This window comes from Sphingobacterium sp. UBA1498 (assembly GCF_002325125.1).
Taxonomy (GTDB): Bacteria; Bacteroidota; Bacteroidia; order Sphingobacteriales; family Sphingobacteriaceae; genus Sphingobacterium.
Genome location: NZ_DCRG01000021.1, coordinates 140,097 through 160,854, shown reverse-complemented (window position 1 = coordinate 160,854; position 20,758 = coordinate 140,097). Strand labels below are relative to the sequence as shown.

Annotated in this window: 17 protein-coding genes and 1 pseudogene; 11 read left to right on the top strand and 7 right to left on the bottom strand. The window is 39.4% G+C overall.

What is annotated here, in order from left to right; genetic code table 11:
* Positions 1-5 precede the first annotated feature (5 nt).
* The 4 genes and pseudogenes from B3139_RS11880 (at position 6) to B3139_RS11870 (ending at position 2,855) form a co-directional block, all read left to right on the top strand.
* On the top strand, positions 6-1,208 hold the full coding sequence (locus B3139_RS11880) for a DUF3570 domain-containing protein (RefSeq protein WP_293883299.1): 1,203 nt from the start codon (positions 6-8) through the stop codon (positions 1,206-1,208).
* The gene (locus tag B3139_RS11875) at positions 1,209-1,991 is read left to right on the top strand and encodes a phosphatase PAP2 family protein (RefSeq protein ID WP_293883296.1); all 783 of its coding nucleotides are present in this window, start codon (positions 1,209-1,211) and stop codon (positions 1,989-1,991) included.
* 221 nt (positions 1,992-2,212) lie between these two features.
* Positions 2,213-2,455, top strand: a pseudogene (locus tag B3139_RS21545) (MBL fold metallo-hydrolase); the annotation flags it as partial.
* 85 nt (positions 2,456-2,540) lie between these two features.
* A complete protein-coding gene (locus B3139_RS11870; protein ID WP_293883294.1) occupies positions 2,541-2,855 on the top strand; it encodes a nuclear transport factor 2 family protein in 315 nt (104 codons plus the stop codon).
* Positions 2,856-2,960: 105 nt separating this feature from the next.
* On the opposite strand, the gene B3139_RS11865 is transcribed toward B3139_RS11870, so the two are convergent.
* Positions 2,961-3,812, bottom strand: a complete 852-nt coding sequence (locus B3139_RS11865; protein ID WP_293883292.1) for an AraC family transcriptional regulator — start codon at positions 3,810-3,812, stop codon at positions 2,961-2,963.
* A gap of 85 nt (positions 3,813-3,897) precedes the next feature.
* Here B3139_RS11865 and B3139_RS11860 point away from each other — a divergent pair, with 85 nt between their 5' ends.
* From B3139_RS11860 to B3139_RS11840, 5 genes are all read left to right on the top strand, one after another.
* Positions 3,898-4,845, top strand: coding sequence for an NADP-dependent oxidoreductase (locus tag B3139_RS11860; RefSeq protein ID WP_293883290.1), 948 nt, complete (start codon positions 3,898-3,900; stop codon positions 4,843-4,845).
* 62 nt (positions 4,846-4,907) lie between these two features.
* Positions 4,908-5,504, top strand: a complete 597-nt coding sequence (locus B3139_RS11855) for an NAD(P)H-dependent oxidoreductase (RefSeq protein WP_293883288.1) — start codon at positions 4,908-4,910, stop codon at positions 5,502-5,504.
* Positions 5,505-5,628: 124 nt separating this feature from the next.
* Positions 5,629-8,595, top strand: a complete 2,967-nt coding sequence (locus B3139_RS11850) for a response regulator (protein WP_293883286.1) — start codon at positions 5,629-5,631, stop codon at positions 8,593-8,595.
* Positions 8,596-8,715: 120 nt separating this feature from the next.
* The gene (locus tag B3139_RS11845) at positions 8,716-9,687 is read left to right on the top strand and encodes an aldo/keto reductase (RefSeq protein ID WP_293883283.1); all 972 of its coding nucleotides are present in this window, start codon (positions 8,716-8,718) and stop codon (positions 9,685-9,687) included.
* Positions 9,688-10,497, top strand: a complete 810-nt coding sequence (locus B3139_RS11840; protein WP_293883280.1) for a helix-turn-helix domain-containing protein — start codon at positions 9,688-9,690, stop codon at positions 10,495-10,497. It begins immediately after the preceding gene.
* 125 nt (positions 10,498-10,622) lie between these two features.
* Here B3139_RS11840 and B3139_RS11835 read toward each other — a convergent pair whose 3' ends face one another.
* From B3139_RS11835 to B3139_RS11825, 3 genes are all read right to left on the bottom strand, one after another.
* On the bottom strand, positions 10,623-11,336 hold the full coding sequence (locus tag B3139_RS11835) for a hypothetical protein (RefSeq protein WP_293883277.1): 714 nt from the start codon (positions 11,334-11,336) through the stop codon (positions 10,623-10,625).
* 29 nt (positions 11,337-11,365) lie between these two features.
* Positions 11,366-12,061, bottom strand: coding sequence for a hypothetical protein (locus B3139_RS11830; protein WP_293883274.1), 696 nt, complete (start codon positions 12,059-12,061; stop codon positions 11,366-11,368).
* Positions 12,062-12,433: 372 nt separating this feature from the next.
* Complete coding sequence (locus tag B3139_RS11825) at positions 12,434-13,435, bottom strand: alpha/beta hydrolase family protein (RefSeq protein ID WP_293883270.1); 1,002 nt, start codon at positions 13,433-13,435, stop codon at positions 12,434-12,436.
* Positions 13,436-13,865: 430 nt separating this feature from the next.
* Between B3139_RS11825 and B3139_RS11820 the strand changes: the two genes are divergently transcribed.
* Positions 13,866-14,666, top strand: coding sequence for an SMP-30/gluconolactonase/LRE family protein (locus B3139_RS11820; RefSeq protein WP_293883268.1), 801 nt, complete (start codon positions 13,866-13,868; stop codon positions 14,664-14,666).
* 438 nt (positions 14,667-15,104) lie between these two features.
* Positions 15,105-15,473, top strand: a complete 369-nt coding sequence (locus B3139_RS11815) for a response regulator (RefSeq protein WP_293883266.1) — start codon at positions 15,105-15,107, stop codon at positions 15,471-15,473.
* A gap of 210 nt (positions 15,474-15,683) precedes the next feature.
* Here the strand turns inward: B3139_RS11815 and B3139_RS11810 are convergent, their stop codons facing one another.
* The 3 genes from B3139_RS11810 to B3139_RS11800 are packed head-to-tail and all read right to left on the bottom strand — an operon-like array spanning position 15,684 to position 20,746.
* A complete protein-coding gene (locus B3139_RS11810; protein ID WP_293883264.1) occupies positions 15,684-18,128 on the bottom strand; it encodes a glycoside hydrolase family 2 TIM barrel-domain containing protein in 2,445 nt (814 codons plus the stop codon).
* 4 nt (positions 18,129-18,132) lie between these two features.
* Positions 18,133-19,068, bottom strand: coding sequence for a hypothetical protein (locus tag B3139_RS11805; protein ID WP_293883261.1), 936 nt, complete (start codon positions 19,066-19,068; stop codon positions 18,133-18,135).
* A 49-nt stretch (positions 19,069-19,117) separates the two neighbouring features.
* On the bottom strand, positions 19,118-20,746 hold the full coding sequence (locus B3139_RS11800) for a RagB/SusD family nutrient uptake outer membrane protein (protein WP_293883259.1): 1,629 nt from the start codon (positions 20,744-20,746) through the stop codon (positions 19,118-19,120).
* Positions 20,747-20,758: the final 12 nt, after the last annotated feature.

Genomic DNA, 20,758 nt, shown 5'->3' with positions numbered 1-20,758 from the left:
ACTAAATGAAAAAAGTATTTCTTAGCGTTGCTGCCCTTCTGGGCCTGCTGCACACAAAAGCACAGGAAAGCAAACCCACGGAAAAATCGAGGAAGCTTACTTTTGAAGAGGCAAATCTTGTCTCAAGTTATTATCATCAGGACGGCAACAATTCGGCAGTAACAGGCGGTATCGGTTCAGAAAGATTAACAGATATCTCCAATAATATCGAGGTGGTCCTCTTAAAATATGACAAGAAAGACCGGAAAAACAAATTCACATTCAATATCGGATTGGACCATTACACTTCGGCATCTTCAGATATGATCGATCTCAAGGCCAATTCCTCTGCTTCACATGCCGACAATCGAATCTACCCGTCAATTTCCTGGTCTCGGGAAAATGAAAAAAAGGGATCGACATTGATGGGTGGAATATCCCTTTCTTCAGAATTTGACTATCAATCCTATGGTGCCAATATTGGTTTTGCGCAGAAAACCAAAAACAGAATGGGCGAATTCACAGCACGATTCCAAACCTACCTCGACCAAGTAAAGCTGGTCACCCCAATCGAGCTACGCTTAAACACCAACCTTGGGTCGAATGGAAATGAGCATGATAATAACTATGGTTCAAGCGGCAGAAATACCTATGCGCTTTCACTGAGCTATTCACAGATTATCAACAGCAATTTTCAGGTGGAATTTTTGGCTGATGCCGTACAGCAATCAGGTTTTTTGAGTTTGCCCTTTCACAGGGTCTATTTTACAGATGGCACGGTGCATCAAGAAGCCCTACCCGATAGAAGATTTAAAATTCCATTGGGTGTACGGGCAAATTATTTCCTCGGCGACAAATTCATCATGCGCGCCTATTATCGTTATTACACAGACGACTGGGGAATAAAGTCCAGCACAGCAAGTCTAGAAATGCCGATAAAGCTTTCACCATTTGTTTCGCTAAGTCCTTTTTATCGGTATTACCGTCAGACTGCCGCTAAATATTTTGCAGCTTATCAGCAACACACCGGATTGGACGATTACTACACCAGTAACTATGATTTATCGCAATTCACCAGCAATTTCTATGGTGCCGGTGTCCGTTTCAATCTTCCAAATGGACTGTTCGGTATCCGTAAATTGGATCTGTTGGAACTACGGTACGGACATTACACCAAGTCAGTGGGCATGAAGTCCGATATTATTTCATTAAATCTAAGATTTAAATAAATGAAGACCATAATCTTAACCACGATGGTATGTTTGCTCTTCGCTAATTTAGCGTCTGGAATGCATCATTGTTCAAGTCGTGATACACTGTTTGGGAACGAGTCGAATAACTTGGATTCTTTGGATAAAATGTATAAGCCAAATTATAAAACGATGATCATACCATCCCTATGCATTGGATACGGTATTCTCAGTCTTACTAACCCAAGCATAAAAGAAATCAACAGTTCAACGCGTTTTGAAATTGGAGAGCACAGCCCATCGCATATTAATTTTGATAATTACACGCAATTTGTGCCTGGAACTTTAGTTTATGGCTTAAATGCCATTGGTATAAAAGGAATACATGGCTTTAGAGATCGTAATCTAATTTTGGCCACCGCTTTGCTAATTTCCACAGCGATCGTGACGCCTACAAAACACCTAGTCAGCGAACAGCGACCCGATGGTTCAAATAATTTATCTTTTCCATCGGGCCATACAGCTACAGCTTTTGCAACAGCTCATTTTATGTTCCGTGAATATCGTGCGCATAATTTGTGGCTCAGTTTACTCGGTTATCCTTTTGCCATATTCACTGGAACATATAGAACGTTCAATGATAAGCATTGGGTAGGCGATGTGGTTGCAGGAGCAGGCATTGGAATTTTGTCAACAGAGCTTGCCTATTGGTCATTTCCAAAACTGTCTGAATTATTTTCGAGCAAAAGGGAAAAAAATCCACTTGTTTTACCCTACTATCAATCAAATAAGTTGGGGGTCGCCTGTATTTTAAAGTTTTAAAAAATGAAATATTCTTTTTTGCCATTAATAAATCTACCGATTCATGATATAAAATGATCTATCAGACGGCTGAGCAAATTCAATACAAACTACCCTTAGGAATTAGATTATAATCATTAATTTAGGTCGATCATTATAATTTAGTTCCTAAAATTAGGTATAGGATTAAAGCAAACAATTATAACCTTGATGTATTCAGTGCATCGGAAAACAACTTTGGTGTGGCATCTATAATCGTTTCAGGAAAAACTGATGCGATATTAATTGACGCGCAATTCACATTGGCTGACGCAGAAACGGTCGCCCAAAAAATTGCAGCATCTGGAAAAAATCTGACCACAGTCTACGTATCACATAATGATCCGGATTTTTATTTCGGGTTGGAAGTTTTTAAAAAGCATTTCCCAAAAGTAACAGCTTATGCAGTGCCCGCTGTCGTTGAAAAGATTATGCAAACCTCACAGAAAAAATTAGATGTTTGGGGCGAACGTTTAGGTAATGAAATTACATCTAACGTGGTGCTGCCTCAAGTTTTAAAAGGTAATACAATTGAATTGGAAGGCGAAAAAATGGACAGAAGCTGCGGGTTTTCCTTACGCCGGAACTTATATTGGAATAGCGGAAATTTCGAAAAATGTTTTCTATCGATTAGCAACAGAATGGATAGATTATAAATTTACGCCCGAGAAATATATCGTAAGTGATAGTCATATCGCCGTTATTGGCACATACACAGGTACTTATAAGATTACATTAAAAGCAATGGCCGCAAGAGTTGTCCATGTGTGGGAATTGGAAGAAGGCAAAATTGTACGCTTTGAACAATTTGTGGATAGTAAAATTGTAGTAGATGCCATGAGTTAAATTAATGCGTCAGCCTTTCTTTCCTACATGCATACACTTATTTGTGACAATAACGGTATACTCTATCATCTGAAAAAAAATGGCATAGCTGCGCCTGCATTTGTTTTAGGAGTCTTCTCCCATATTTAAGTGTACAGTATTGCGATAACCTTTTAAACTCAACCCTTTATGCCTTTTGAAGAACTTATTGATATGGCTTTCATCTGCAAACCCAAATTCATCGGCTAATTCATGAACCCTTTTGTCACTAAACCGTAATCTATGTTCTATCAAACGAATACGATAGGAGGATATATAACTTTGGATGGTTTCGTTGCACTGTCTTCGAAAATAAGTACCGAGGTAAGTTGGAGATATACCGAACTGATTAGCAATTGCTGAAATTTTCAGTAATTCTGGCTCTCGAATATTTTCCTGTATATAATCCAGTATCTGCAATATTCGACCGTCTGATTTAGAGGAGATGCCATTAGGCTTCATCACAGCAATATTTCTTCCTGCAATGACAATTACAGCATTGACCAAATGACGGATAAGATCCTCGTTGTACATAGATTGATGGGCTATGGCCTGTCTTAAATTCTGCATAAGTAAAGAAACCATTTGCTGATCTTCTCTATTTACAAGGACGGAGCCAGCTATATGGGAAGCATAATATAATATACATTCCAAATGGTCAATACTTTTCCATTGGTATTCCTTTATATAGCTTTCCCCAAAACGCACAACCATAAACTCACATACGCTTTCTAAATCAAACTCGTGACGATCATGCGGTGCAAGAAGAAACATATCACCCGTATGGTAAGCGACCTTGTTCCCATTGACAACGTGAACTCCACATCCCGAAATAACATAAACCAATTCAAAAAAATTAAATTCTCTGTCACGCAATGGGCAGTGGTCCACCTTTTCATAAAAAACTTCTATTGATTGATAAATATTTTCCTTCGGCATACTGCAAAAATACCAATAAATACTGTAAAAGTACCTGTTTTAGGGACTTTTATCGGTCTATATTTGCCTAATAAATCGTAAGAAAATGAAAGCAATAATATTAGAAAAGTTCGGAAATACAACTGGTCTTGTTTACAAGAATATGGAAAGACCAAGTGTTAAAGCACATGAAGTGTTGATAAAGGTGAGAGCCATAAGTGTTAATCCTGTTGATGCTAAAGTCCGTAGCAGGCAAGCACCTTTAGCAGAAGATTTAGCACATCATGATCCATTGATTTTGGGGTGGGATGTATCTGGAGAAGTGATAGAAACCGGGGAGCAGGTTCAGCAATTCAAAATTGGTGATGAAGTTTTCGGGATGATCAATTTTGTTGGTCACGGCAAAGCGTACGCCGAATACGTCTCCGCACCAGCGGAACATCTTGCTTTGAAACCGCATAGCATTAGCCATATCGAAGCGGCGGCCAGTACCCTATCGGCCTTAACAGCATGGCAGGCGTTTGACAGTTATGGAAAATTGAGACCGCACGATCAGGTTCTTATTCACGGAGCGTCGGGAGGCGTAGGACATTTTGCTATACAGATTGCAAAACATATTGGTGCTTATGTGGTTGCAACATCATCTAATTCCAATCGAGATTTCGTCCTCAGCTTGGGTGCAGATAAACACATTAATTATAAAACGACACATTTTGAAGATGTACTTCATGACATAGATTTTGTACTAGAATCCATTGGAGGCGATAATTTCCAAAAGTCCGTAAGTGTATTAAAACCGTTTGGAACTATAGTGGCATTACCGTCTGGCCATACTAAAGACGATGAGCTTAAAGCGCAACAAAAGCAGTTACATGCCTGCTATTTCATGTCCGTTTATTCTAGCGGTGTTGATATGCAGCGAATTGCATCACTATTAGAAAGAGGTATTCTGAAACCTCATATTTCTCATGTGTACAATTTCGACGAGATGGCAAAGGCACATCTACACATCGAAACCGGCCGTACAGTCGGAAAAATAGTAGTCACTTTATAAAACGTTCAGCCATTTTACAACCACCCAGTCAAGTTATCCAGCAGCATTTTAAGTCAAAAGAAATGAAAAAAATAGTAGTCATCAACGGACATCCCGATAACGAAAGTTTCAACGAAGCATTAGCACAGTCATATATTAAATCTTCCTTAGCAAATGGCGCTGATATACGTTACGTAGCCATAGGAGCATTAAATTTTAACCCCAATCTCCAGTTTGGTTATCGACAAAGGATGGATCTTGAACCAGATTTGGTAAAAGCATTGGAAGATATACAATGGAGCCAACACCAGGTTTGGATACATCCGCTGTGGTGGGTGGGTATGCCTGCAATTATGAAAGGCTTTATCGATCGTTTATTTCTACCAGGATTAGCTTTTAAAACTGATAAAAATGGGATTAGTACGGGTCTGCTACGTTCAAAAACAGCAAGAATTATTACCACATCAGGCGATTTATCTCTGGATACTTATCAAGAAATTTATCATTCTTGTGGGCTCGTTCAATTGGAAAAAGGCATATTGGGATATTGTGGCGTGTCTTCCATTCAAAGTGCATTTATAGGCCCATTACACAATATGGATAGATTTGATAGGGCAAAATATTTGGAATATACAGCCTCGATGGCTTTTAATGATATGAATATAACACCCGCAACTTAGTTTACAGTTTTTTTTATTAGAGATTATTATAAATCGCTGTGCATATTTGATAGTTTAAAGTACGTTTGTACCTGAGTATATAATGTTCCACTTTTTTAGTATCTTAACTGTAAACAAACATACAATGCCTAAAAAAATTATTAGAAATCTTCAGATAGGTGTAGTGCTCTCCTTGATACTGCTGATTGCGAGCTCCGTAGCATCCTATATCAGCATACGAAACCAGATGGAGAATAGAGAAAGCTTCCTAAAAAGTAAGGAATCTATCAGTTTGATAAAAGATCTTCTAAACACACTCTTAGATGCTGAGACAGGCAATCGGGGATATCAGCTTACCGGTAGGGATAATTTTCTGGAACCTTTTAACAAAAGCAGGAAAGAGTATCCGCTGCTAGTTGCTCAAAAAGGCACATTTCATCTCAAAGATAAACAACAAATGAATACCTTAAGTGATCTGCTACAGACTTCAGAAGCAATGATGAAAGGTTATGTCTTACTGATTGAAAATCGTAAAAAGGGGGTATTAATGACCTCAGAAGAACTGATCCAAAATAAGAGGACAATGGATAAATGTCGTATGCTCGTTAACCAATTTGTCAAATATGAGGAAATTCAGCTCGCTATAAAAAATGAAGATCTAAATACGTCTTCTAGATGGACTATTCTATTTATCCTCTTTTCTGCAGTTGCAGCCATTGGTGTTACTATCTTCGTTTATATACAATTAAAATCCGACATCTTACGCAGAGATAAGCTCGAAAAGGATCTTTTTCGTACCAAGGAAATGCTTGAGGAAACAAGTGCGGTTGCACAAGTTGGCGGCTGGGAGGCTAATATGAAAACTGGTAAGCTCTTCTGGTCTCAAAGCACGAGGGAAATTCACAAAATCAAAAGCAATTTTCAACCAACTTTTGAAAATGCTCTTGGATTTTATGAAGGAGAAAATGAAAAACGAATAAGATATCTCTTTGACAGGGCTGTACAACAAGGAATTTCTTTTGATGAAGAGCTTCAGCTTTTGCGTAATGACGGCATTACAATCTGGGTAAGAGTAAAGGGTATTCCTGAATTTGAAGATGAAATCTGCAACAGAGTTTATGGAATTATCCAGGACATCGATACCTTTAAAAAAATGTTTCTGGAAATCACGCGGAAAGAGGCGATGATGCAATCTTTTGCCACTGATGTCCCTATTCCTTTAGCGATGTTCGACAAAGTCCTTAACTATGTTGCTGTAAGTAGCAAATGGAAAGAGGAATTTGATATTCATGATGTGGATCTTATCGGTAAAAATCTCTTCAGCACATCTCCGGATATTCCTGGAGAAAGAAAGGAAATCTACAGGGATGCATTGTTAGGACAAACTTACACCGATGGAGATTTTAAATTAAAGGTGAAGGGAAAGGAAGAAATGCAGCATTACGACCTTAAAGTGGGGCCTTGGTATCTTACAAAAGACGAGGTAGGCGGCGTAATTATTTCCATACAGAATATTACTAATGCCGTGAAAATTAATGAAGAGCTAAAAAATGCGAAAGAAGCCGCAGATCTTGCCAGCAAGGCAAAATCTGAATTTCTAGCCAACATGAGTCATGAAATTCGTACCCCTTTGAATGGGGTTATTGGTTTTTCTGACCTTCTCTTGAGAACACCACTGAATGAAACACAGATGCAATATCTGAATTATATCAACGAGTCCGGTGAAAACTTGCTTGGAATTATCAATGATATATTGGATTTTTCTAAAATAGAATCCGGAAAAATGGAGCTCTCAATCGAAAAAAGCAATATTTATGATATACTAAGCCAAGTTATAAATGTTATTCTTTATCAATGCCGGAAAAAAAATATCGAACTCTTGCTGAATGTAGAACCGGAATTGCCGAAAATGCTATCCATTGATGAAGCAAGGTTAAAGCAAATCTTAATCAACCTTTTGGGTAATTCCGTTAAATTTACAGAACAGGGAGAGATTGAATTAAAGGTAGAGAAATTACGTATAGACAATAATACCATCACTCTACGCTTTTCAGTAAGAGATACCGGAATTGGAATTCCTGCTGAGAAACAGAAATATATTTTTGATGCTTTTACCCAGGAAAACAGTTCTATTAGCAAAAGATATGGAGGCACGGGGCTCGGGCTAACCATCTCGAACAATATTTTGGGATATATGGGAAGTCATTTATCCCTAATTAGCCAAATGGGAAACGGTTCCGTATTTTTCTTCGATATCAAGGTCCCCTATGAAATCACCGAATGGCGAGATGAGGATGAGATATCTATCAAAACGGCTCTAATCGTCGATGATAATGAGTCCAACAGAATCATTTTAGAACACATGCTTGCCTATAAAGATATCAAGGTTACCTTGGCTTCTAATGGAATGGAAGCGTTAGATATCATGTTGAGAGGTGAACGGTTCGACGTGATCCTGATGGATTATCATATGCCTATTATGTCAGGATTGGAAACAATCGATAAAATAAAAGGATTGTTAAATCAGCGCAAAGAGACTACCCCATTTATACTACTCTCTGCTTCTTCAGAGGAAATGGATACGTATACATCCCGTAAAAATACTGAAAATATGTATCTATTGATGAAGCCTATAAAATCCGATGAATTATACCAAATACTTAAAAACATTGACAAAAGTAATGCAACAGAAAACATCCTTGACCAAGTTGGAGGACATTCACCGTTATTTGTTCTATCATCGGACGTACTATTGGTTGATGACAATCCTGTGAATATGGCCCTGAATAATAAGATAATCAGATCCTTTGCCCCTACTGTGCAACTAACAGAAGCTGTCAATGGTTTGCAGGCATTGGAAGAATGTAAGAAGAAGCAGTTCTCTGTTATTATTATTGAGGTACAGATGCCAATAATGAGTGGTATTGATGCAACCCGATATATTAGAATGTTGCCAGGTTATCAAGATGTACCTATCATAGGCCTAACTGCTGGAAATGTACATGGAGAAAGAGAAAATTGCCTTGAATGCGGAATGAATGACCTTCTTGCCAAACCTATACGACAGGCTGACCTTTTTGAAGTACTCAAAAAATATATAAATGTTGAGTAATTATTACTTAATAATTTTAAAATCATATCAGAACCATACAGACAAGCAAATTGAACCGTGTAAGAAAGTGATTATGTTACAAAATAAAGACTTTTGTCTTATTACATTAAAATCAATCAAATGTCAGAAATTACAAGAATTCAACTGGGCAAAAATGGACCTGCGGTTTCAAAACTCGGCTTGGGTTGTATGCGGATGTCATCAATATGGGGCGGTGCTACGCCCGATGAAAAGGAGAGCATCGCGACCATCCATCAGGCGTTGGACATGGGGATCAACTTCCTGAATACCGGAGATTTTTATGGCGCAGGGCACAACGAGATGCTTATTGGGAAAGCAATTAGAGAAAGAAGGAATGATGCTTTCATCAGTGTCAAATTTGGCGCGATCTTCCATAATGGACAATGGATCGGCTTGGATCTCCGCCCTGTAGCCATTAAGAACTTTATCAATTACTCCTTGACACGTCTAGGCATTGAAGCCATCGACCTATACCAGCCCAGTAGAATGGATGGCAGCGTGCCGATAGAAGACATTATCGGTACAATAGCCGACTTGGTTAAAGAAGGTAAAGTACACCATATCGGCGTATCAGAAATTACCGCTGATCAACTTCGTAGAGCAAATAATGTTTACCCCATCAGTGCACTTGAAATCGCCTATTCTTTGACCGACCGTCAGATCGAAAAGGATCTTTTGCCGGTGGCTGAAGCGTTAGGAATTAGTGTAGTGGCTTTTGCTAATACTGCCGAAGGTCTGCTAAGTGGTCAGCTAAAAGCGCCAGTTCCTATGGATGACTATCGAAACCATTTTTCCCGTTTTCAGAGCAATAACCTAATCCATAATCTTGAAAAAGTTGACATATTAAAAGAAATTGCGCATCTTAAAAATGTCACACCTGCGCAGCTTGCAATCGCATGGGTTAAAGAACAAAGCGACAATATCATGCCATTGGTGAGTATGAGCCGCAGATCAAGGCTACCTGAAAATATTGCTGCTATGAAAATCGTATTTACACCGCAGGAGATGAGCCTTTTAAACAGTACATTTGCAATAGGTGCAATCAAAGGCAGTACATACTTACAAAGATAAATGGAGAGTCCAGCAGAAATACTTCCCGGCGTTATATTCTATTCTTACCTTTCTTCGAAGCGAAAAGAGAAAGCATGCGTTTGGAATCACCATACCCTAATATTGCAGGTATCAGGTCACATGCATCTCGAAACTACTCAACAGAATATAAGCATAACTGCTGGAGAAGTATTGCTAATTCATAAAAATCAACTTGGAACGTTAACTAAAACACCTGAAACAAATGGCCATTATGAAACAATTGTTATATCCCTGCAAGAAAATCTAATGCGTCAGATTGCGTTTGAGGAAAAATTGGAAGTTAGCGGTAAATACAGCGGACCGCTGAATCTATGTCTCCCCAATAATATATATCTCACAGGCTATTTTCAATCGATTATACCCTATGCTCGAAGCGCTGGACGTGAAATGACTGATGAAATGGGACTTTTAAAAGTCAAAGAGGGACTCAAATTGATACTGATTGCAGTGCCAGCACTACGTAACTTTTTCTTTGATTTTTCGGAAAATTATAAAATAGACCTTGAAAAATTTATGCTCCACAATTTTCATTTTAACGTTCCCATCGAGAAATTTGCACAACTTACAGGAAGAAGCCTTTCAGGGTATAAAAGAGACTTTCAGAGGGCTTTTGGTATGCCGCCACGAAAGTGGCTACAGGATAAAAGATTAAACGAAGCATGGTATTTAATTGAAAAAAAGAAAAAAAAGCCCACAACTATCTATTTAGATCTTGGCTTCGAGAGCCTGTCTCATTTTTCCACTGCCTTTAAGAAAAAATTTGGAAAAGCGCCTACCCTAGTTGGCTAAAAAGCTTGTGTTGCACATGAACTTGACATCCAAAAAAGGTGGGCGATCATCCATAACTACAAAGGCTATAAAAAAATCTAAGTTTAGTTTTTTGCATAGTGCACGTACAAGATCTCCATTGATAATTATAAGATTAAACGTATGATTTTCTTTTCCTCGTCAACCGAATAATTCAATTTTCTATGAAAAAATTGCTCAAAGATCGCTGATACATCAATATAAGGATCTTCAACATCACTTACACTTCCTCCCGAGCGCCGAGACATGCCTTGATTAATGATTGTTTTTATAAATTGGGGCTGCCTTAAGGATTTTGGAGCTTCGTCGTCAGTACTGTAAGCTAACAAAAGTTGGCCATTGCGATCAAACGCACTATTTACGGTATAGTATGAACTAGCGTCAATGTATTTTCTCTCCTCCCGACAGTAAATCTTCGATTTGTCGTAATTGATAAAGGTGACGCTCCCCTGGAAAAATGGATTGCTCGGTTTTTCAGAATTGAGTTGATAGTGTTGCTCCGCTAGTGCAGAAATAAAACATACCGTGCCTGATCCTGCCTTCAAAAACACTTTCTTATCCCTAACGAAACGTTTACTGAACGCAAAAACACCTCCATTGCCGAGCTCATAGATTTTACCATTTGATGAAATCCCAATAATATAACCTCTGGCAACAAATTCCTTTTGCCACCAACCAAAAGTTTTTCCGATAAAAAATAAGGGGATTAAAAAAGGCAACACAATTAAAAATCGACCACTTTTTTGAAATATTATACTGTGTTGTGTTTCCTGCTTATTTTCGTTTTCCACCCCGTCGAATTTGGTAAACTTCTCTCCCATTTTCCATATGATTAGTTTAAGAAAAGTAACTACTCAACACCCTTGAAAGACATGATGACGCCAGAATATTTATCATGGTCTGCACCAATATATGACAGATCTATTCTTGATAAATCTTTATTGAGGGAAGCTTCTTTAAATAGTGGATAATTCATCTTTTCGATATGGTTATTCCAGTCTTCATCTGTTGTTGGCTTGATTGATTGCAAATCTTTCATTTCAAACATCGCGCGATCTGTCATTTTTTTTGACCGTTGGACGAAAATTGTATCTCCTTCTATCTTTAGAATTTTAACCCAACCGACAGGCAAACCTTCGATATTATTTCCTTCAGCGTCAGTAAAAAAACTTGCTCCATAAAGTTGACCCGCGTGTAATTGTCGAGCCGATTTCACAAGATTATCCTTTTCATTACGATATTTTTTGCCATCCAAATTTAGTTTTATACCGTAAATAATAGAGCCGACAATTGCTATTGAGGCTATCATCAAGTACCCTTTCCATAGTTTGAAATAGGGAATTTTAAGCGTCTTTTTAAATTTTTTAACCTCTTCTTTTATTTCAGGTGAATAATTTCTAGCGTGGATGACCTGTCCGTTTTGATTCACTAAACGAGACATTTTTACTAAACCTCCACCAACTGGGAATCCTAAAAATTTGGTTGCAGGTGTGATGATACTAAGATTAAAGTTCTGGGGTACGGCCTCATTTTTTAATGTTGCCAAGATATTTTTACTCCCTAGAACGTACTCGTAACGCGTATAAATGAAAAGCATAAATTGAATAAATTATAAATACTAAAATGCCAAAATTAAGAAAAAACTTTATTTGTAACAATCCTGTATCAATTAACTTATTAATACAGAAACTAATAAATTTATTTTTTGACTAATTGAATTACGACCATGTTACTTTTCAAATACTTTAGACCGTGGTATGCTAACCCGATGATATGCGATGAAATTACATTTAAAAAATAATTCGCCTCATTAAAAAGGTTGCAAGCAATTGATATATTTTAAAATTCAACATAAATTCTACCCTTAATAAATTCTCTGATAAGCATTTGAGCTTAATATTAACAAATCAGTGGTCAATTACTTCAGATGCTCTCTAAGGAAATTTTTTATTTCTGAAGCCACTTGACGATGTACCGATTTTCTGTCAATAGTTTCATGATCGTTGTAAAAAGTCGGTTCTTCATTAACTAAAAATGATTTTCCTTCATTTAAAAAAACATAATGCCCCGTTTTAACTGGAAGTACGCTATATTTTGAGCCTTTTATTACTTCACTATATTTAAGCGCATTCGATGCCAGCGGAGCAATGGAATCATCTGCGGCACCGATGATCAAAACCGAAGATTTTGTGCTTTGTTTTTCTTCCGAAAGTCCCAGTCCCAAAGCCGGAGATAAAGCTATGTTGACTTTAAATCGACTATCTTTTAAATTTTCTGGCACTTGGTTGCATGGGATTTTTTGTATGAGTTCTTGAAGATCACCCAGTTCAGGAACAACAAATTGGTTGCGATTTTTGGCTATCGATGCATTTATCTTGAGTTTATCACAATCTATTTTAACTCCAGCAAGTGCTAAAGTGGTGTATCCACCTAACGAAAATCCGATTCCCGCTATTTTACTACTGTCTATGTAACTATTATAAACAGGATCATCAAGCAATGATGAAATTAGAAAACTCATATCCAGCGGCCTATCCCAATAACGTACAAAGTTTTCAGGAATTTTATTATCGAGAGTATTTCCCCAATGATCCGGAGCTATCACAACATATCCGTCTTTAGCTAATTCAATCGCCAACCATGATAAGCTATATCGATTGCCTCCTGTCCCATGAGAAAGGACAACCAATGGATATTTTTTTTGTATAAATTCTGCATCTTTTACTGTCGGTGGTAAAACGAATGGTTGTTGCGTATTTTTAAAATTCGTACCCGTTGTTGGATACCAAATTTGGGATTTCAAAGGTCGCTCTCGAGAATGATCAGTATAAGTAACTTGCCGCTCTCCTACGTTTGTAATAGGCGTATGATAAATCATCATAAAAAGACTTAACAAAACAATACTAAATGGAATAGTCATATTTGGCACTGCTAATTTGGATCTTAACACTTTAAATAGTAAATAGAACATCTATACAACTCCCAAAGTTACCAGCGATGTTATACTTCAGTCAATGGTTATATTTAACCATATAAATAAAAATCGTTACTTTATTCAAAAAGGTTTTTCATATCGCTGCTAAAGAGACACTTTTACCAATAAATTTAAAGAATAAAAGCTATATTGTATCTGATCATTCGACCACATCAAGATATGGATTCTTTAGCAAGTATATTAATAGGACATTTCACGTTAATGGTAGAACGCTAATTGATGATAATAATTTGAAATTATAAACTTTACTATGGGACATTCAGTTAGTTATTGCAGGTACTCTCATACGTTCTTATTCATCCTTTTCATGGTAGGGGGAATAAACACAAGAGCGCAGTTATTTAATCAAGACAGCTTGAAATTAATATCTCGGGAGTTTACATTTACAGAAGGTCCTGCCGTGGATCGGGAGGGGAATATTTATTTTACTGACCAGCCAAATAACAAAATCTGGAAATACAGCACAAATGGTGATCTTTCGTTGTTTAAAGATTCTTCAGGCCGTGCAAATGGACTTTACTTTAATCATCTGAATCAACTGCTTTCATGTTCGGATGAGAAAAACGAAATTTGGTCAATCAACATGGATGGTAAGGTTACGGTCCTGCTATCAGCTGTAGATGGAAGAAAATTGAATGGTCCAAATGACCTATGGGTGGATGAAAAAGGAGGCATTTACTTTACAGACCCCTATTATCAGCGTGATTATTGGGATAGAAAGAAACCCGAGATAGCGGGGCAAAAAGTATACTACCTTCCTTTCGGAAAAGGAAAGAAGCCAATTGTGGTGGCTGATGATCTCACTAAGCCCAACGGAATAGTAGGTTCGCCTGATGGAAGATATTTGTATGTAGCAGACATTGAACGGAATAAAACGTATAGATATGTCATTGAGTCTAAAGGTAAATTAAGTAGTCAGACAGCGGTCATTGAGCAAGGTTCTGACGGACTTACCCTAGACAGCCAAGGAAATATTTACCTTACTGGAAGAGGTGTTTCTATCTATAGCCCGAAAGGTGAATTGATCGGACATATTGAGATAAATGAACCTTGGACATCGAACGTGTGTTTTGGAGGAAAAGATAGGACTGATTTATTTATTACCGCATCTACAGCAATATATTGTATTCCAATGCGCACAAAAGGAGTTAAATGAAATATCTCCAGTATCCTTAATTAAACATGTATCCATGTCGCTCAGATTCTGTTGAATTAAATCCATTTAAAAAAGTTTCCTACCGCGGTTCTTAAGAGTTAAACTACTTGAATTACCCGTGATTTATACGGTCAGCGGTATTAAAGGCATATGATTTGTAATTCTTCTGATAAGTATAATTGCCTTGTAGATACTATGCTATTATAGCCTGCTATAAGGTCGTTTATCGCCCTAATATTATAAAAGACAACGCGAATGTAAAGCAATTAAAGCAACACCTTCAACTTACACAAAAGAAATTCCCAGGCTTAGGTATTGGGTTCTATACATCCAAAGAAATCATTATGAATCATTAAGGTACATTATGGATGGAAAGGTCGGTTGATGAGGGTGCTACTTTTAATTTTACATTACCTATTATGCAAAAACAAAAAATACATGGAAGCTAAACGAATAATGATTTGTGACGATGACGAGGGAATACTTGAAGTTCTCGAGCTATATTTAGAATTGGAAGGTTATGTTGTCTTCACTGTCGCCAATAGTACCCTGTTAATTGAGCAGATAGAAATGCATTCACCTGATCTGCTCCTGCTTGACCTTTGGATGCCTTTGTTGTCTGGCGATCAGGTGATAAGCCTGATTCGCAAAAACGGTAAAATAATGGATTTGCCTATTATAGTACTTTCCGCTAGTGTTGATGGCGCCACCATAGCCAATGAAAATGGAGCAAATGGCTTTATAGCAAAACCTTTTGATCTAGATGACATTAAAGCGAATATTGATAGAATGATTAACAGGGAATAGACAAAATATATCCTCAATTCTTTTTGCGTACAGCATCTCCTGTACACCACATACTGTTCCGAATCTCCCACAAATGCTTCTAGAGCAGATTAAAAGTATTCGCGTAAATGCTGTCGCTCCAGGACCTTTATGGACGTAATTTAACGCACTGAAAGTATGATTTATGCAGACAGTGCGTTAATAGTTGTTGCTGTTAAGTTGAATTATAATTCACTCACTCATCAACACTACTTCATCAGCCAAAAGCCCCTTGCTTTTGGCTCGAAGGATGATTTTACCTTTTTCTTTGCTTTTTATCATCACCAAAGCTTTGCCGTTGAATGCCCTTCGGGCTGTTGATTGAAAACTAGTTAAGTCGGCTGTATTACCATTATCAGTGACAATAACCGTTGTGTTGGCAGAATCTGTCATAAATTCTATTTCATCAGCTGCATCCGGAACAATAGTATCATATTGATCAACAATGAAGGCCTGCACAAAGAATAGTTCATCGCTGCCGTTTTTTGCGATCGAATTTTCTGCCATTAGTTTGATTCGATATGCGCTCTCCGCAGTATGTACTGCCTTGCTGAGTACCTTCTTGTTTCCAAGGTACGATACCGCTTCGAGCTTACCAGGCTCAAATTCCACTCCTTTAAATACAAGGTCGTACCGATCTGGATCTTTGGACTGTTCTCGTATTTTTCTGTCGTTTAGATAAAGCTCTACCCGATCAGCCTGATTAAAATAGACCACCACGTCAACTCGGTCGCCTTTTTTCCAGTTCCAATGTGGTAATACATGTAAAACCGGTTTTTCTGTCCACACACTTTGATACAGGTAGTAAACATCCTTCGGAAATCCAGCTAGATCCACAATACCAAAGTACGAACTTCGCGCTGGCCAAGTGTATGGTGTGGGTTCACCGAGATAATCAAAACCCGTCCACACATACATGCCTGCAATATGGCTGTACTTCTCCATTAGCCGCAAACTCGTCTGATGGCTTGATCCCCAAGGCGTGAATACATTGTCGTAAGCTGATATGCTCCTGTCACTGTTGCCCCCATCAAAAGGAATATCCCATCTTTCAGGCCACATACGAATGGAATCGTAAGGAACCAAATCATATTTCCCGCTGCTTTCCAATGCCGAAGTACTTTCTGTTACAATAAACTTCTTTCCCGGATGATCCTGTGGGAAGCTTGCCCATTTGTGATGGTTGTAATTATAGCCAACTAAATCCACCGCCGTACTCATGAGTACGGGATTGGCTTTGGAGAGCTCATTATTGGCAATGGCGGTCGGGCGTGTGCCATCCAGGCTATCGACGATTGCGGCTAACGATATTGGAATAGCTGTACCATCAGCTTTGGAATGCCACTGCTCCTGTGCTTCATTGCCCAGACACCAGATAAACAGCGACGGATGATTCCGGTCCCGTTTGACATGATCCGAGAAGTCTCGCTTGTACCATTGGTCCCAGTATAAATGATAGTCATAGGCATTTTTACGACCTTTCCAAACATCGAATGTTTCACTCATCACGACGAAACCCAAGCTATCGCAAAGGTCCAAAAATGCTGGGGCCGAGGGATTGTGTGATGTTCGTATCCCATTCACCCCCATTGCTTTCATCATGCGGAGCTGACGTAATGCTGCAGACCGATTAAATGCCATGCCTAGTGCGCCGAGGTCACTATGTAAACAGACCCCTCGGATTTTAAGCTGTCTTCCATTCAGTATAAAGCCCTGCTGCTGATCGAATCTAAAATGGCGTAAGCCAAATTTGGTATGCTGTTCATCCAGCACCTCACCATCCACAATGAGCTGCATTTTTGCTGTATATTGATAGGGCTTTTCAATATCCCATAAGACGGGATTTTCGAGAACAATCTGCTGAGCGATGGGATGTAGACCTGCTTTGACGGCGTTCAAAGATGTACGTTTGCTTGCGATAACAGCACCTTGAGCGGAAAGGACCTCCGTCAGCAGCGTCATCTTTTTTGATTCTTTACGGCTGTGCTCAATTTCCAGGGAAAGATCCACGACAGCACGTTTCTCGCTGAGCTGCTCAGCCCTTATGAAGGTGCTGTTCGTTCCTATACTGACTGGATTCCGGCTGATTAATTTGACATCCCGATAGATACCCGAACCCGAATAGAAACGCGAATTGGGCTGATTCTTATTGTTTACTTTTACTGAAAGCAGGTTGTCCCTACCATCCCAGTATAAATAAGGGGAAAGCTCGTATTCGAATCCGATATAACCATTGGGCCGTTTCCCTAAGAAATGCCCGTTGATCCAGACTTCGCTGTTTTCGTATATACCTTCAAATGCGACAAATATCCGCTGGCCCCGCTCCGCGCTAGGCAGCTTAAAAGATTTTTGATACCAGCCTACGCCACCATCGAGGTAAGCAGCCCCGCTGCCTGCGGGACTGTTTTCTCTAAAAGGCATTTCGATGCTCCAGTCGTGCGGCAGATCGAGCTTTCGCCAGCTTTCTCCTTTTCGTCCATCGCTATATTGCTGGTTGCTATCCAGTTTAAACCACCAGCCCCCATTAAAATCAATAACCTTTCTGGACTGTCCAATCACGGAGCCCGTGAGCGTCAATAATAGCAACAATATACCTATTAATCTGCTATACCCCATGTCAAATAATTGCTTCAACATACATTTATTTGTTCATTTTGGTATTCGACCTATTTTCGGTCAGACTCTCCTTGAAGGCCTTGCTAATAAAATTAAAGGTCAGCATGGCCGCTCCATCATTCGAAAGCACCGGATCTCGCAATACCGCTAATTGCATGGTATTCTCGGTCAACGACATAATACGGACATCACCCCAGTCGACTACGATCCCATCTTGTGGTTTTCCATGTAAAGGCGAAGCCCCCGTCATACGGATGGTTTTCTTTTCAGTATCGATATTAAAAGTCCCCTTCTGTACTTTACCCAACATGGCATGATTCACATTGATGTTTGCTCCACCTTTCAGGTCAAAGGTCATACTCCCATAATCGCCTGCAGGCATCAGCCAACTATTGCCTTTCCAGTCGGGTTCCCAGCTCCAACTATCGCTGTTAAGAGGCGCAGCTGTTTCGTTGATGCTACCCCACCAGTCACCGGTGCCGTAAAAGTACAGCGGACCTTTAAAGTAACGAGAGATACCGTCAGCATCTAGATCGAGGTACCAGGTTTTCTCTTCCCCGGCCCCGCCCGTCAATAAGGTCCAGGTCTCGTCACTGATAAATTCGGCATACATCTGATCGATTTTAAATGTTACAGGTTCACCGTAGACAATCCCGCCACGCGTCTCGACACCAAATTTAAGGGTGTATTCACCGGGAAAAGGCATTTTCAGGGTTACCTTTTTCTCTTGACTCCGCCCTTGTGGATGTTCCCACAATGGGGTGTATCTGGCATCCATCAAGCTTGTCAAATACACTATATTGGGATTATTGGCATCATGTTCAACAGTAAAGGCTTTTCCCTTCTCCAACTGTGCCGATGTGACATCGATGTCCCCCAGTGTATAATTCTCCGGAGAACAGGCTCCAAAAAGTACCATCGCTACAAAGAAGCAGATGGCATATGTGAATATCTTTTTCATGTTTGTCTAGTTATAATTCAACGGGTACCAAATTCTACTAAGATTTTGTCTAGTTCCAGCCGGCATTTTGTTTCAGTACGCCATTGGAAAGAGTAATCTGCTTGTTTGGAATCTGCATAAATCCTTTCGTTGTCAGAAAACGCTCTTTAGTTACGGTGACCTTCTCCGGTACTGAACCGCTGAGGACATCTTCTGTTGTTTCCAGTGTAGCAGCAGCATTGTTTAGCCCCTGCCGCAATACATCCCAATAGCGGACACCTTCAAACGCAAATTCAAACTTTCTTTCCTTCAGAATATTATTTTTTGAAACTGATAAGGAGACAAAATTGGTCTTATAGGCTCTTTTTCGTACCTCATCAAAGTATTTCTGCGCATTTGCGGAACCGAGTTCTGCCGCCATCAACAAGACATCAGCGTAGCGGATAACAAAGTAATCCTGGTCTTGGGACAATTGCATATCCTTATCGCCACCTGTATTGCTGGTACCGTCCGGCAATGCTGTGGGGGCGTATTTTTTTATAGTGTACCCTGTATACTCACGCTGATCTTTCAGGTCAAATCCCGTAATCTTCTCGCCATCAATATCAATAATTGAAGCAGTCTTGCGCGTATCCGTGTTGTCAAACTCATTGAAGAATTTTTTGCTTACCGTACATGCACCCCATCCCTGGCCATAAGGCGACCAATTTTTACCACGTAGGCCCAGAAAGACGACCCAGCGATTGCCATCAACATAACCGTTGTAATTCGATGTATTGTTGAATTTCTGTGCAAATACCACCTCAACATTCCCCTTACCGGCATATTTGGAGATGTCTAGAGTATTATTGCTTGCATTCGGAATATAACTGGCTGCCGGCCACAGATTTTTGAAATCGGCCACCAGCGCATACTGACCACTGCTAATGATCTCTTCTAAGCCTGCAAGGGCTTCGGCTTTGGAGATACCGATATCTTCCTTTCCATAATAACCGGAATAAAATAGATAGACACGGGCCAATAGTGCTTTTGCAGCAAAGGGAGTTGCCCGGCCATCATTGGTTGCCGCAGCTGATTTGGGGTAAGCTGTGGCTGGGATATTGGTTGCCGCAAACTTAAGGTCGGAAACAATCAGCTGATAAATCGCTTTGGGGTCCGACTGCGGGATATTCTCATTGGTTGGGCTTGTAAGCAGAGGTATGTTTTCGAATAGGCGGACGAGATCAAAATACATGGTGGCCCGCAGGAATTTCGTTTCTCCTTCAATACGTGCCCGTGCAGTTGTATTGCCCGAAAAATCAGTACCGTCCAATTTTCCCAACAGCGTATTACACCTAAAAATTCCAGCATAGTAATCCGACCAGGTGCCGTCAAAGATATTGTTGTCCGATTGGGACTGCGCAATATCAAAACGGTCTATTGCCTGAAATGAGCGACCGTCTGTTGTACCTGTTCCGCCAAAACAATTGTCTGCAGCCACCTCTGCTGTCAGATAGAAAGACTGGCTCCCATTGGAGGTCGTCCGTTGATAACCATCGTAACAACCAACCAGCGCCATGTCAGCATCGGCGACGGTTTTATAAAAATTGCTTTCCAAAACGCTTGTCATCGGTTCGACATCCAAAAAACTAGATGAACACGATCCTAAAATTAAGGACCCAAATAACATGGAATGATAGATATAGCTCGTTTTTTTCATGATTTCTTGTGT